12 protein-coding genes are annotated in these 14,749 nt (G+C 43.4%); 9 read left to right on the top strand and 3 right to left on the bottom strand.

Annotated features, from left to right (window positions below; genetic code table 11):
- The first annotated feature begins 40 nt into the window (after positions 1-40).
- Positions 41-1,825, top strand: coding sequence for an ATP-binding protein (locus E0Z06_RS09180; protein ID WP_132583968.1), 1,785 nt, complete (start codon positions 41-43; stop codon positions 1,823-1,825).
- 89 nt (positions 1,826-1,914) lie between these two features.
- Here E0Z06_RS09180 and E0Z06_RS09175 read toward each other — a convergent pair whose 3' ends face one another.
- Positions 1,915-3,531, bottom strand: coding sequence for an MFS transporter (locus E0Z06_RS09175; RefSeq protein WP_132583966.1), 1,617 nt, complete (start codon positions 3,529-3,531; stop codon positions 1,915-1,917).
- A gap of 320 nt (positions 3,532-3,851) precedes the next feature.
- On the opposite strand from E0Z06_RS09175, the gene narL reads away from it, so the two are divergent.
- The 7 genes from narL to yegQ all read left to right on the top strand — a co-directional run bounded on the left by narL (position 3,852) and on the right by yegQ (position 10,607).
- Positions 3,852-4,505 (top strand): two-component system response regulator NarL, encoded by a 654-nt coding sequence (gene narL, locus E0Z06_RS09170; RefSeq protein WP_132583964.1) that lies wholly within the window; start codon positions 3,852-3,854, stop codon positions 4,503-4,505.
- On the top strand, positions 4,505-5,749 hold the full coding sequence (glp, locus tag E0Z06_RS09165; protein WP_132583962.1) for a gephyrin-like molybdotransferase Glp: 1,245 nt from the start codon (positions 4,505-4,507) through the stop codon (positions 5,747-5,749). Before narL ends, glp begins: the two co-directional genes overlap by 1 nt.
- A gap of 39 nt (positions 5,750-5,788) precedes the next feature.
- A complete protein-coding gene (locus tag E0Z06_RS09160) occupies positions 5,789-6,589 on the top strand; it encodes a TOBE domain-containing protein (RefSeq protein WP_132583960.1) in 801 nt (266 codons plus the stop codon).
- A gap of 261 nt (positions 6,590-6,850) precedes the next feature.
- Entirely contained in the window at positions 6,851-7,288 is a 438-nt protein-coding gene (locus E0Z06_RS09155; protein WP_132583958.1) for a TonB-dependent receptor, read from the top strand.
- A gap of 15 nt (positions 7,289-7,303) precedes the next feature.
- A complete protein-coding gene (locus E0Z06_RS09150) occupies positions 7,304-7,846 on the top strand; it encodes a molybdopterin-dependent oxidoreductase (RefSeq protein WP_132583956.1) in 543 nt (180 codons plus the stop codon).
- Between the two features lie 113 nt (positions 7,847-7,959).
- Positions 7,960-9,132 (top strand): thiamine pyrophosphate-binding protein, encoded by a 1,173-nt coding sequence (locus tag E0Z06_RS09145; RefSeq protein WP_132583954.1) that lies wholly within the window; start codon positions 7,960-7,962, stop codon positions 9,130-9,132.
- A 197-nt stretch (positions 9,133-9,329) separates the two neighbouring features.
- Positions 9,330-10,607: a tRNA 5-hydroxyuridine modification protein YegQ gene (gene yegQ / locus E0Z06_RS09140; RefSeq protein ID WP_132583952.1), complete on the top strand. Its 1,278-nt coding sequence runs from the start codon at positions 9,330-9,332 to the stop codon at positions 10,605-10,607.
- Here the strand turns inward: yegQ and E0Z06_RS09135 are convergent.
- Positions 10,596-11,522: a redoxin family protein gene (locus E0Z06_RS09135; protein WP_207903061.1), complete on the bottom strand. Its 927-nt coding sequence runs from the start codon at positions 11,520-11,522 to the stop codon at positions 10,596-10,598. The two genes, yegQ and E0Z06_RS09135, sit on opposite strands and share 12 nt — an antisense overlap.
- A 124-nt stretch (positions 11,523-11,646) precedes the next feature.
- Here E0Z06_RS09135 and E0Z06_RS09130 point away from each other — a divergent pair, with 124 nt between their 5' ends.
- Positions 11,647-11,838 carry a YfhL family 4Fe-4S dicluster ferredoxin gene (locus E0Z06_RS09130; protein ID WP_132583948.1) on the top strand — a complete coding sequence of 64 codons (192 nt, stop codon included), beginning with the start codon at positions 11,647-11,649 and terminating at the stop codon, positions 11,836-11,838.
- A gap of 30 nt (positions 11,839-11,868) precedes the next feature.
- Here the strand turns inward: E0Z06_RS09130 and E0Z06_RS09125 are convergent, their stop codons facing one another.
- The gene (locus tag E0Z06_RS09125; RefSeq protein ID WP_132583946.1) at positions 11,869-14,745 is read right to left on the bottom strand and encodes an EAL domain-containing protein; all 2,877 of its coding nucleotides are present in this window, start codon (positions 14,743-14,745) and stop codon (positions 11,869-11,871) included.
- Positions 14,746-14,749: the final 4 nt, after the last annotated feature.

Genomic DNA, 14,749 nt, shown 5'->3' with positions numbered 1-14,749 from the left:
AAGCGGGTATGCTTACAGCGTTTATAGTAATGGAGCAGCTATGCGACCTTTTTCTATCGTTACTCGGATTAATATTGCCTTAGCATTTATTGTGTCATTAGCCATTGGTATTTTATTAGTGTCGTATTGGTTATCTGAACGCACCGACAGCGATGCTTATGCGGTTAATGTTGCTGGTTCACTGCGAATGCAGAGTTATCGCTTAGCTTGGCTAGCCGCGCAAGATGATCCGATAGAGCTAGAAAAAGCACAGCAACACTACACGGCAAGTTGGAAAAACCCGGTGTTTAATCGGTTTTTGCATAATGAATCGGTAATGCGCCAGTTTGAACTTGCTCATCAGCATTGGTTAAAAAGCGAGCCTTTATTACGCCAGCCAATAGATGTTGCGCTAATAGAGCCCGCGTTGCAGCGTCAGCTAGAGTTATTAGAGATACTGGTTAGTGACATTCAGCACGATGCGGAACAAAAAATACGTAGTTTTCGTACCTTACAGCTAGCCGCATTATTGGTAACTGTTTTACTGTCGGCAATCGTTATTTACTGGTTAAAAGTCATGGTGCAAGAGCCGTTAGCGCAATTAACCAAAGGTGCTAGGCAGGTTGCAATGGGCGACTTTACCCATCGTATTACCGTAGAAAATAACGATGAACTGGGCGCTTTGGCACATAGTTTTAATAAAATGAACGATTCTATTGCCTATATGTACGGCAATTTAGAAAAGCGGGTAGAAGAGCAAACCGAAGTACTGCAGCATACCAATACAAAATTACGCTTTTTGTATAACACCTCGCAACGCATCAGTGAACACGCACCAGACAGTACTGATTTTCAACATATTATTACGGAATTAAAAACGGTAGTTAAAATAGCTGATTTAGAGCTGTGCTTGTTTACTGAGGAAGGTAATAAGCCTTATATGCAGGTATTAGCAGATGACACTGACGATGAAGCCTGTGCCAAAACTAACTGTAATGATTGTTTAACTGGCGCGATAACCGAGAATTGTCATAGCAGCGATTATCATTTTGTACTGCAGCGTGAACGTAAACGCTATGGTGTGTTGGTGGCACGCGTTGCGGCGGGCAATAGCCTAGAGCCTTGGCAACATCGTATGTTGTCTTCAGTTGCTGATCAGCTGGCATTGGCACTGAGTTTGAAATCGGAAGAAGAGCAAGTACGGCGCTTTGCCTTAATGCAGGAACGCACAGTAATAGCGCGTGAATTACATGACTCGTTAGCGCAAGCTTTATCTTACTTAAAAATACAGGTAACACGGTTAAATAAAGCGATACAAAAAGAAGATAAATTGACGATTAACGATGTGTCAGCCGAGTTAAAGCAAGGTTTAGATGCAGCCTATCGACAACTACGAGAACTATTAACCACTTTTAGACTAAAAGTAGATGGCTCCGGTTTATTAAGTGCATTGCAAACTACGGTAACGCAGCTTACTGAGCAGTCAAAAATGCATATTCAATTAGATTATCAACTGTTAAATATACCGCTAACGCCACATGAAGAAATTCACTTGCTACAAATTATCCGCGAAGCCAGTCAAAACGCGGTGCACCATAGCTCGGGTAACGAAATACTGATTAAACTGTATCAGCAAGACGACAAGATGGTGGCATTAGCTATTGAAGATAACGGCGTGGGTATTCCCGAGGCAGCAGAAAAACTAAACCATTATGGCTTGGCTATTATGCAAGAGCGTAGCAAGCACTTAGGCGGCAGTATCGACATTAAACGGCGCGAGGAAGGCGGCACCGGCGTATATTTTTACTTTACGCCAGAATACCTACAGCAAGAAAAAACCGCATAAATTAGCAATATTAAAACCATGAAACGGTGACAAAACAACGGAGGCATTAGCCTCCGTTGTGTTTTATATTATAGCGCTGCAGTTAGCCGTTACGGATTATAAAACTCACCGTTTTTACGCAAGTAAAAGAACCAGTTAACTAGCAAACAGAGGCTATAAAATATCGCAAAACCAATCATCGCATACTCTGGTGTAGTGGCTTTAATTTGCTCACCTAATACTTGTGGAATATAAAACGCACCGTACGCGGCCACTGCTGAAGTCCAACCTAATACTGGGCCGGCTTGCTCTTTGGGGAATACTAGGGCAATAGTTCTAAAGGTTGAGCCATTACCAATGCCACTGGCAGCAAACAAGCCTAAAAAGATTAAGAAAAACGGCACAAAGTATTGCTCAGGCGTGGCTGACTGATAGGCTAACTGCATATAGTGGCCTGCTGCTAGTGCGCAAATAATCATAATAACGGCACAAATTTGTGTTACCAAGGCACCACCTACTTTATCGGCAACCCAACCACCGACGGGGCGAATAAGTGCGCCAATAAAGGGCGCTATCCAGGCGTAAGTTAATGCACTTGGCCCATTCGGGTTAGTGGTATTGTGAGTCATTACACCGTCAACCATAATATGGCTGTAACCAAAGATAACCTTAATGGCTAACGGAAATGCAGCGGAAAAACCAATAAAAGAACCGAAGGTCATCACATACATGATGCTCATAACCCACGTATGTTTATTGTTAAAAATGCGGTATTGACGTTCAAGGCTACTGCGGATTGTGCCGGGTAACAGCTTTAATAACATGACTGTGCCGAATAACACTAACAGCAGCACAATTTCTTTCGGAATACCAAAGCCTGAACCGTTTTCTGAAGCAGGCAAAATTAGCCACAAACCGATAATAGAAGTTAAAAAACCAATGCTTAGCATGGCTAAAATAATACCAAAGGCGGTAAAAGCTTTCGGTAATTTGGGCGTAACTTCTTCAGTGTGAATATTATTCGTACCAAACCAAAGTACAAAAGCCAACGGTACTAAAGTAATTAACCAAGCAAAGCCCGCGTTCTGGATCCACGTGCTTGTACCTGCAGGAATAGTACCTGTTACTGTGCCGCTTGGCTTAAGCAGTTCCATTGGCTCGCCGCCACCTAAAAATGTAAATACGCCGTAAGACATAAAAATAGGCACTAAAATCTGCACCGTGGTTACGCCAAAGTTTCCTAAGCCCGCATTTAAACCTAGGGCTAAACCTTGTTGTTTTTTCGGATAAAAGAAGCTGATGTTTGACATTGATGAGGCAAAGTTACCGCCACCAATACCGGCTAATAAGGCCATTATTTGAAACACCCACAACGGCGTATCAATGCTTTTTAGCGCCAGCGCGGTGCCTACTGCAGGCACGAGTAATAAGGTGGTGGTAAGAAATAGTGTGTATCGGCCACCGCATAACCGGACAAAAAAGCTTGAGGGTATGCGTAAGGTCGCACCAGTAAAACCGGCAATAGCGGTTAGAGTAAACAACTCAGCGGTACTAAACGGGTAACCAACGTTAAGCATTTGTACAGTTAAAATGCTCCATAGCATCCAAACACCAAAGCCACAGAGTAAGCTGGGTATTGAGATCCATAAGTTTCGGCTTGCGATGCGCTTGCCTTGGCTTTGCCAGAAGCTTTCGTCTTCTGGTTGCCATTTTTTTAGGTCTGACATAATTAACTCCGGTTAGGATGACTAAATTAATTAGCCAAACTATGCAGCGCAGCGGCCAGTGTCACAATGTATCTTCGGAGTTAGCTGTTTAAGCCAGTTAGATAGTTGTGAGTACCTAAAAGTGAGTACTCTTAAGCGGTTTTCATCTTTAAAGTCATATAAAACAATTAACTATGCTGTTTAAAATAAACAGACAATGTGCAATGTATTCGGATGCAGTAAAAAAATAACAAGCCTATTACCTGATTTATATCAAAGTTTCACACTAGGTATTGTAAGCTAATAGCAAGGGTATGCGCTGTTTAGTCTTGGAGTAAAACATGTTAGAACAAAAATCCAGCATTATGTTAGTGGATGATCATCCGTTATTACGTAAAGGTTTAACACAGCTACTCGCGCTGGAGGAGGATTTAGAGGTCGTTGCCGAAGCGAGTAATGGTGCTGATGCAATAAAACTTGCCGTAGAGTTAGACCCCGATTTAATTATTCTCGACCTAAATATGCAGGGTATGGATGGCATTGCTACGCTAAAGAAAATGCGTGATGAAGGTGTGACCTCACGTATCGTAATGTTAACGGTCTCTGACGCCGATGAAGACGTCGTCAATGCCATTAGTAACGGCGCCGACGGGTATTTACTAAAAGATACCGATCCTGAGGTGTTACTTGAACATATTCAGCGCGCCCTCAGCGGTAAAATGGTGTTAAGCGAAGCGGTAACTCAAGTATTAGCCACCGCATTGCGCCGGCCAGCCCCTAAAGCATCGGCTGAGCTTAATAGCTTAACCAACCGCGAATATGAGATTTTAAGCTTTATTGCCAAAGGCATGAGTAACAAACTGATTGCCCGCGAATTAAATATCTCTGATGGCACAGTAAAGGTGCATGTTAAGCACTTACTGAAAAAGCTCGGGCTGCGCTCGCGAGTAGAGGCTGCGGTGTGGATGGTGAACCAGCAGGGAGTTAAAGCCTAATGTCTAAGCCTGCCGCCAATGCCATGTTAAGTGTTGAACACGCCATTGAGCAGATGTTAACCGCGGTTACGCCGATAGCACAGACTGATGAGGTGGTGCTAAATCAGGCGTTGGATCGCGTGCTCTCTAGCGCTGTGTTATCAGGCATTAATGTGCCAGGTTATGATAATGCGGCAATGGATGGTTATGCGCTGCGGGTGGCTGATGTTACGCCAGGGCAGCCGTTGTTAGTTGTTGGTACGGCTTTAGCTGGGCATGCGTTTACGCAGCCAGTACCTAACGGATGTTGTGTTCGTATTACTACTGGCGCGGTAATGCCTGAGGGGCTTGATACCGTTATTATGCAAGAACAAGTGCAGCTAGAACAAACGGCAGACGGTGTGCACATTTTGTGTCAGATCTTACCCGACCTAGCTGAACATGTGCGCCGCGCGGGTGAAGATATTAAACAAGGGCAAAGTGTATTTCATGCCGGGCATAGATTACGCGCGGCTGACATTGGCTTACTGGCGTCTTTAGGTATTGCTAAGGTTAACGTAAAGCGCCGGCTTAAGGTGGCAATATTTTCTACCGGTGATGAACTGGTAGCACCAGGGCAGCCGCTACCTGATGGCCATATTTACGATAGTAACCGTTATGTTATGGCGGCAATGTTGCAACGCTTAGATGTTGAGCTAGTAGATTTAGGTTTACTAGCCGATGACCCTGCATTAATTGAACACGCATTTAGCCAAGCTATGCACCAAGCCGATGTGCTTATTACCAGCGCAGGCGTATCAGTTGGCGATGCCGACTATACGCGACAAACGTTAAATAAATTAGGTGCAATTAATTTTTGGCAAGTGGCTATTAAGCCGGGCAAACCTTTTGCGTTTGGTAAGCTTAATAACTGCTGGTTTTTTGGTTTGCCAGGCAACCCTGTTGCAGCGGTAGTAACACTAGAGCAATTAGTGCAGCCTGTGTTGCGTAAGCTCGCTGGTGAAGCGCAAAATTTTACTTCAGCGAAGTTACAGGCCGAGTGTGCAGTAAGCCTGAAAAAGCAGCCGGGACGGGCCGATTACCAACGTGGTTGGTATTGGCAAGATGAGCATGGCTTAAAAGTGAAAACCTTAGGTGCACAAAGTTCTGGCATGTTAAGTTCAATCGCTAATGCTAATTGTTACATTGTATTAGAACGCGACAGCGCAAGTTTACCGGCTGCTGAAATGGTGAGTATTTTACTTTTCACTAGCATGCTGCGCTAAGCGGCCTTGAGTAAAGCTGTTGTTAATTAGGAGCCCCACTTGAGCGATACCCTCACCGGCAATTTTGTTGCACCGCTAAGCTACACCTCAAGCGATGGCGACATTTCTACTCGGCGTTTAGCGCTTCTTGATGCAGTAGCCAAAACCGGTAGCATTGCCGCTGCAGCTAAGGCCATTGGCATGACCTATAAGGGCGCGTGGGACGCAATTGACGCAATAAATAACCTTAGCGATACGCCATTGGTACTTTTGCGCCAAGGCGGCTCGGGTGGCGGTGGCGCAGAGCTAAGCACTGCTGGTCAGCAACTACTAAAACGTTTTTCTGTTATTGCAAAAGCCCAGCAACAGTTTATGGCACAGCTTAACCAGTCAGAACTATCTGACACTTATAATATTTTTAAAAGGTTTAATATGAAAACTAGCGCCCGTAATACCTTGTATGGTGAAGTGACCAACTTAATTGATGGTGCGGTAAATTCTGAAGTTACTTTACAGCTTTCAGGTGGTGATACCTTGTGTGCTGTGATCACCAAAGACAGTGTCGAGCGGTTGGGCTTAGCCGTAGGCAGCAAAGCCTATGCCTTAATTAAATCAAGTTGGGTAATTTTGGCCTCAGGCAGCGAAAGTATTAAAACGTCTGCACGCAATCAGTTTGTTGGCAAGGTAAGCCGTATTGTTCCTGGTGCAGTTAATACCGAAGTTGTGCTTGAGCTTAGCGGCGGCAATGTTTTGGCCGCCATTATTACTAATCAAAGCGCAGAAACATTGGCGGTTAAAGTTGGCGATAAGATGCTGGCGCTGATTAAAGCCTCGCATATTATTTTAGGCACTGATGGCTAATCAAACTTTAAAAACTGCATGCGATTAAACAAACCGGTTGGCTTAGCGCAAATCGGTTCTCTTATGTCGACCTTAAATTATCTCCTTTGTCATATACCCTAAAGTGAGTAACTTTTGCTTAGCTGCGCTATCACTTCGGTAGCGTTGTCATTATTTGCCGTAAAGCGCAATATACTGAGGTATATATCGATGGTGTTAACCACGGTATTACACGTTTTCTTGCATAACGGGAGTAGGGTATGACAAAGCGCGGTAGCCAACGTGTCTGGCATTTTATCGCAGATGCAAAATATTGGTCGTGTTGAAAGTAGCGGTATTGAATTAGGTATGCAGCATGCTTTATATAGCAGCCTAACCGTCGGCGGAAACTATACCTACACCAAGATAAAAAATAAGTCGGGGTCAACCAATCGGGTAACCGATATGCCAAAACATAAAGTACTACTGCATGGCCAATGGCAGCCAATAGAGCCATTAAGCCTATTGCTGCAGGCGGAATACAATAGCGAACGTTTTGCTTCAAATACCGTTGAGCTAGCCGGTTTTACTTTGCTTAACGCTAAAGCTAACTATCAATTTGCGCCTAATTGGCAGTGGTCTCTGGGTGTTAATAATTTAACTGACAAAAATTATGCGCTAGCTGAGGGCTTTCCTGCTGCTGGGCGTAGTTGGTTTACTAATCTTTATTATAAATTTTAATCTGGAGCAATAATTATGAACAATATCATTAAACTAGCAACATTACTGGTAGGCTTAACTTTGATGTCTGTGCCGCTAAGCGCAAAACAACAAGCGCCTGCTACCTTTGTTACTGAAACATTGAAAGTCAGTGGCCATGTTGAACAGCCGTTAAGTTTAAACGTAGCACAATTAGCCAGTGAGTTTACGCTGCATCAAGATGGTAATGTGCCACTTATTTGTCAATCTGGCGAAAATAAAGGCCAGTTAGAAAGCTTTAAAGGCGTATTGCTAACCGACATTTTACAAAAGGCGAAGATCATTTCTCGTGAGCATAATGAGCTGAAAAAAATTATCATTATTGCTACCGCCAGTGATGATTATAAAGCGGTGTTTTCATGGAACGAGTTATTTAATTCACCTATAGGTGAGGGGGTTTTGGTGTTTTTTGAAAAAGACGGCGCAGCGTTAAACGACTTTGAGGGGCGTATTGCTATGGTATCAAGCAAAGACACTCGTACCGGCCCACGCCATGTGCGCTGGTTAAAGCAAATTGACGTTGTGCGCATAGCCGACTAATACCTCGCCTTAGTTATACCCCTTATGCCCCGTATTATTGCGGGGCAATTTTGTTATATATACCAATACTAAAATCGCTTGGTCTATTCGCACTGAATAAAACGGAGATGTTTATGTTATTGGTCGACGCACTGCTGCAAGAGCTAGACTTATTTGGTGTAAAACAGTTGTTTGGTATTCCAGGTGACTTTGTATTGCCGTTGTTTGAACAATTACAGCAGCGAAATCAGTTACCCTTGTACTATTTAAGTCATGAACCCTCGGCGGTATTTGCCGCTGATGCCGCGGCGCGTATTAGTAATAATCCGTCAGTTGTGCTGCTTACTTATGGCGCTGGCGCCCTCAATGCGGTTAATGCGGTAGCCCAAGCCTATGTTGAACACGTACCCTTAGTGGTTATTGCTGGGTTTCCAAGTGTGGCTGAAATTAATAGCGGTTTACAAATTCATCACCAAGCAAAACACATTGATTCGCAGCGTGATATTTATCGAGAAATAACAGCCTGCCAAGTGCGTTTAGATAACCCAGAGCGCGCTGGTAACGATATTCGCTTGGCGTTTAAAACCGCGAAAGAGCAAAACTTACCGGTGTTAATTGAAATACCTCGCGATGCCGTGTTGTTTAATACCACAGTTGCCGCTATGTACACTGCGCCACAACCTGATATTGCAGCGCTTACGCTAGCGGCTGAGCATTTAGCAGAACAATTAAATTACGCACAAAATCCAGTTATTCTGGCCGGTGTTGATGTACGTCGTTTTGGTGCTGTAGCCGAGCTAGAAGCCTTAGCGGCGACGCTTAATATCCCTTTTGTTAGTACTTTAATGGGCCGAGCCTGCTTTAACCAACAACAGGCGCAATACCAAGGTGTGTTTTTAGATAAAACCGATACGCGCCCAGCACAGTTATTGCGAGAGGCTGATCTAATATTACAAATTGGCGTAATTAAAACTGATAGCAACTTTGCTGCTAATGCCGAATTTTTCCCAGCAGAAAAGCTAATTGAGTTAGGACAGCAGCAATTAGTTATTGGCAAAGAGAATTATACCGATGTTGCGTTAAAGCCGTTACTACAGGCGCTACTATTGCAGCCAATAGCCCCCTTTAGTGCCTTAATACCCAAGTTAAACCAAGCCCAACCAAAGGCTCAGGCGTTAAGTGCTACTTCTGTAGTGCAACAGCTTGATAAGCAGCTGAGTAAAGGTAGCTTAACGGTGCCGTTTATTTCTGATATTGGTGATTGTCTATTTGCCTCATTGCACGCTAACCCTAGCTTAATAATTTAGGTCGTGTTGCCTAGCGATAGCCGAACCGAGCGGCTTAATAATTTTGCCGCAGGTTTAAAATCGTCGGTAAAAGCTGCCGTAGTGCAATGTTAATAGCATGAACCTTATGCTGACTAACTAAGTATTGCGACATATCAATATCCAGCTTGTTACGCGCGCTACACTAGCGCGCTGTATTATCTTGTGAGCCGTTAGCCATGTTTAAACCTGAATTACTTTCTCCTGCCGGCAGTTTAAAAGCCATGCGCTTAGCCTTTGCCTATGGCGCCGATGCGGTATACGCGGGGCAACCCCGTTACAGCTTGCGGGTGCGCAATAACGACTTTGATTTAGCCAGCCTAAAAACCGGTATTGATGAAGCCCATGCACTTAATAAAAAGTTTTATGTAGTGGTAAATATTGCGCCGCACAACAGCAAACTTACGCACTTTGTTAAGGATATGGCCGCCGTGGTGGCACTAAAGCCCGATGCGCTAATTGTGTCTGATCCCGGTGTTATTTATTTATTACAGCAGCATTTCCCTAAAATAGCACTGCACTTATCGGTACAGGCTAATACGGTAAACTGGGCAGCAGTAAAATTTTGGCAAAGCCACAATGTTGAACGAGTTATTTTATCGCGCGAGCTAGCAGTAGATGAAATTGCCGAAATTTGCCGGCAAGTACCTGATATGCAGTTAGAGGTGTTTATTCACGGCGCACTGTGTATGGCCTATTCGGGGCGCTGTTTGTTGTCAGGTTATATTAATAAGCGCGATCCTAATCAGGGTGCTTGCACTAATAGTTGTCGCTGGCCGTATAAGGTTCATAGCGCTGAAGAAGATGAAGTAGGGCAATTTAAGCCCATTAGTACACCGGCTTTATTAGAAGAGCAGGGCCGCCCCGGCGAGCTGATGGCCATTGATGAAGATTTACATGGTACTTATATTTTAAATTCTAAAGACCTGCGTGGTGTTGAACAGGTAGCTGCATTAACCGCGATGGGCGTAAGTTCGTTAAAAATAGAAGGCCGTACTAAATCGCCCTATTATGTCGCTCGCACGGCGCAAGTGTATCGCCAAGCCATTGACGATGCCGCTGCAGGCAAGCCGTTTGATACCAACCTGTTGTATCAATTAGAGGGCATGGCAAACCGCGGTTTTACCGAAGGCTTTTTACGCCGCCATAAACCGCAAGATACGCAAAATTATGACACTAGCCACAGCGCTGGTGAGCAACTATTAGTGGCAGAGTTTATCGGCCAGCAAGACGCACAAGGCTATGCCTTAGTTGAAGTAAAAAACCGGTTTGCCGTAGGCGACAGCTTGCTGGTTATGACACCGAGCGGCAATGTCAGCTTTAAATTAACGGGGTTAAAAGACAGCCAGCATCACGATATACTGCTGGCGCCAGGTGCCTGCTATCAGTTATTAGTACATCTACCGCAAACGATAGATTTACAGTACGCGATGCTGATTAAGCAGTTACCGCTGTAACTGCTGTAGCTGTTGTATAACGGCGGTAGGGTTTGAAAAGTCTTTAATTTCAGCTAACACCTTGCCGTCTTTTAGTTTTAATAATACTGGGATACTGCGCACGTTAAAATGTTGAAATAGCGCACCGCTGTTATCAATACTAAAGGGTACTTTCATTGCATACTGCTGATTAAAATCAGTAAGCGCTTGTTGATCTGTCCATAAATTATTAACAATGCCATGCCAGTTGCTGTTCGGCAATTGCAGCGCTATGGCGTTTAGTTGCTGCTGCGCTTGAATACAGCTTTTTGACATGTCAGGACGAGATTCGGCCAAATACCAATCACACCAAGTAGCAGTAAAAAATAGATACTGCTCACCGTTAAGGTAGGGGGCAACTAGCTGCTGCTGTTGTTCTGGGCTGGCTTTTTCGCCGTCTTGTGCAATTAAATTTTGTCCCTGCGCTAAACGCTGTATAAAGCCGTCTAATACATTATCTGACTCGTGACTAGTATAAACCTGTTGCCATTGGCTATTCATTAATACAGAAAACGGCGTACCAACAAGGCCTAACTCTAGCGCTAGCTTGCCTTGATCATCTATCCAAACTGGCATGGTTAAACCAAAGCGAGCAATAACCTTGGCTATTTCTTCGGGTTTTTCATTAATATCAATGTTAACAGCAACGAAGTTAACTTTATCGCCATACTGTTGATAAAGCTGTTGAAAATGCGGCATCTGTTCCATACAGGGTTTGCACCAGGTCGCCCACATTTTAATATATAACGGTTTATTCGCCGGCACGGCGCTTAAGTTTATTGTTGAGAGCTCTGGAAATTGTTTTAAAGAAATGGCCGTTAAATCTGCAGTGCTTGCGCTGGCTAAGTTAACAAAAGCCATAATTAAAAATACGCATAAACTGATTATTTTATACATTTCCAGCTCCTTTATACTCGTTGCTGTCGACCTTGTTGATAGAGATCAAACCTATGTTAACGGTAATGTGTTTGAATAAGCATACTACTTTTTTTTTACCGCTTTGAGCATTATAGGGGCGAAATTGCCTGCACTAATAGACGTTTCATGTATTAATTGCGATATGTGTGTGCCAGAGTGCCCAAACGATGCAATTAGTTTAGGCGAACAACATTATCAGGTGGCTGCTGAGCTTTGTACTGAGTGTGTGGGTTTTTATGATAAACCCACTTGCATTGCGGTGTGCCCAATAGATTGTATTGAACTGGTCAACTAGGCCTTTCTCGCTATGCCTAGCTTGGTATATTTAGCTGTCGAGCAGTAGTAGCTGTTCAATAGGTAACGGCTTGCTAAGTAAATAACCTTGATAATTTTGACAACCGGCGCTAATTAAAAACGCCATTTGCTCTGCGGTTTCTACACCTTCGGCCACAACCTCTAACTTTAAGCTGGCAGCCAATGACAGTATCGCTTTTACAACGGCGGTGTCTTCTTTGCTGTTAATCATATTATCAACAAAAGAGCGGTCAATTTTCAGCGTGTCTATGGGTAATTTGGTTAGGTAGCTTAGTGAAGAGTAGCCAGTACCAAAATCGTCTAATGAGAAGCGTACGCCTATTTCACGCAGTTTGCTCATTGCTGCAATAGTATTATCAACATCTTCCTGCAACATGCTTTCTGTTATCTCAAGCTTTAAACGTTGTGGCGGCACCTGGTATTGTGTTAGTGCGGTTGTCACTATGTCGACAAAATCTTTTTGTTGTAGCTGCTTCGCGCTAATGTTTACCGCAATAGTCCAGTGTGCACGCTGTTTATCGCTAGCCCATTGTTGTAATTGCTGACAGGCGGTATGTAAAACCCAATTACCAATTACAAGAATATGATTGGCTTGCTCGGCAACCGGAATAAACTGATCTGGCGGTACCATGCCTAACCGGCTGTTGTTCCAGCGAATTAAGGCCTCTGTACCGACTATTGCTTTCTGTTGGTTGTATATAGGTTGGTAGTAAAGTATCAGCTCTTGTTTATCTGTAGCGTGGACCAACTCGCGTAAAATGTCGTTGCGTTGGTTTAGTGCAAATTGTAGCTGTGGGTCAAAGAAGGTAACTTGATTTCTACCCCGAGCCTTAGATTGATACATGGCAATATCGGCTTGTTTTAAAAACTCTGCCGCATCGCATACTGTGCTATCTAACAAGGTAACGCCAATACTGGGTGTAACCGAGACTATTTCGTTTTCAAGCGTATAGGGCTCGGATAAGGCTACGCGGATATGCTCTGCTTGATCGCCGGCTTTAATCGATGCCTCTTGTTTGCTGGTGGCTAAGTTAGCAATTAAAATTACAAATTCGTCGCCACCTAGCCGAGCAATCGTTTGGTTTGCATAGGTGCTGTGTTGCAGGCGCATAGCCACTTGTTTTAGCAGTTCGTCGCCCATAGCATGGCCTAACGAGTCGTTTACATCTTTAAAATTATCTAAATCGATAAGCAGTAAAGCATGAACATTCGCGGTATTAGGTTCACTGTTGTTAATGCTACGCTCTAATTGTTCTTTTAATAAACGTCGATTAGGCAGTGATGTGAGTTCATCATAATAAGCTAGGCGCAGAGCTTCTTGTTCGGCCAATTTGCGCTCGGTAATCTCGGCGCGAATAGCAATATATTGCTCTGGTTTTCCGCGGTCATTTAAAAATGGCACTATGGTAGTATTTACCCAGTACAAGCTACCATCTTTAGCTTTATTGCATATTTCACCCTGCCAAATTTTACCGGTGCTAATGCTTAACCACATGTCTTTAAAGAAGCTTCGGGGATGGTATTTTGAATTAATGAGCTGATGACTATTGCCAATTAGCTCTTGTCGTGAGTACTGAGAGATCTGACAAAACTTATCGTTAACCGAGGTAATAATGCCACGAATATCGGTATAAGCGACGATGGCGTGTTCGTCTAGCGCTCGCCTTAATTTTTCTGTTTCACGTAGTGCTATTAATTCTTTACGTTTGGCATGCTCTTTTTCTGATGAATCAATGACTAAGCAAAGAATAGTGTCGGTTTTCCCTGCAAGATTTATTTCAGGAACAATAATAATTTCGCGATAAACCTGTACATTTTCGGCAAAAATATAATCGTAATAAAACTCGGCTTTTTTACCAGAGAGTGCTTGAACGCAATGTTGTTGCCACAGTGATGCGATCTTTGCTGGAAATACGTCAGAGAGATGTTGATCAACTTGCGAACCTTTAAAAATATGCGACATGTTTTTTGCAAAGCTATTGGTATATAGCAGCTTTAACGATTGATCAAAACGTACGACACCTAGCGGCATACTTTCTAAAATAGTTTGCAGTTCTAATTCTTTTTTATCGGTTTTTTGTTCGGCAATGTGAGCGAGTTGGTACGGGCGTTTTATTTCGTGCCAATAAATAGCCATATAAATAAATATTGCGGATACGATTTTAAATAAGTGCCCCAGTAGCAGGGCAAAGTCTGAGGTGGTTAGATAGTGAGTTAACGTTAATGCGCATAGTGCCATTGCAAAGCTGGCTGCAGCAAAATACAGATGTTGGCTAAAGTGGCTGCGAGTATATTGATACCAATACAACCCGGTTAATAATGCATAACCGATAAAGAAGCTATATTCGGCATTGGTTTTAAAGTCAGTCACGCCGGTAGCGGGATCAAAGGTGGGTGGTAACAGCTGAGAATGATAAATGTTTATATAAAATATCAATGTACTTAATGCAATGGCAGCCAAAAGCCAGTTCAGCTTGCGGCCTTTTAGCTTCAGTTTAAAAGCGATGGCGATAAAGGTAAGTAGCTCAATGCTGCGCGCAAATAGCCAAAAGACAATGGCTTTTTCCGGCGAGCTAGCAGTAAATAAATTAGGCATACCGGGATAAGACAGAGTATGAAAATAATCGAGTAAAGCAATACAGCTAAAACCGAACACAATAGTATTACTAAAGCTACTTTTGTCCGGATCTTTGCGCTGAAAAATAACGGCGACAACCGAAATTGCGACAAATACCGAGATTAATTCTAGAGTTAGATGGGTTACCCATAAATGCACAATCTGTAATTGTAAAAATTGCATAACAATTGATAGCGCGATAACGGCTATCGCGCTTAGAGCCAGAAAAAATAGCGGGAATATATTTTTACTGTATAAAAAAGCTCGCATTTAT

The sequence above is a fragment of the Rheinheimera sp. D18 genome (assembly GCF_004345025.1).
GTDB classification, from domain to species: domain Bacteria; phylum Pseudomonadota; class Gammaproteobacteria; order Enterobacterales; family Alteromonadaceae; genus Alishewanella; species Alishewanella metallidurans.
This window is presented reverse-complemented; position numbering and strand designations above follow the sequence as displayed.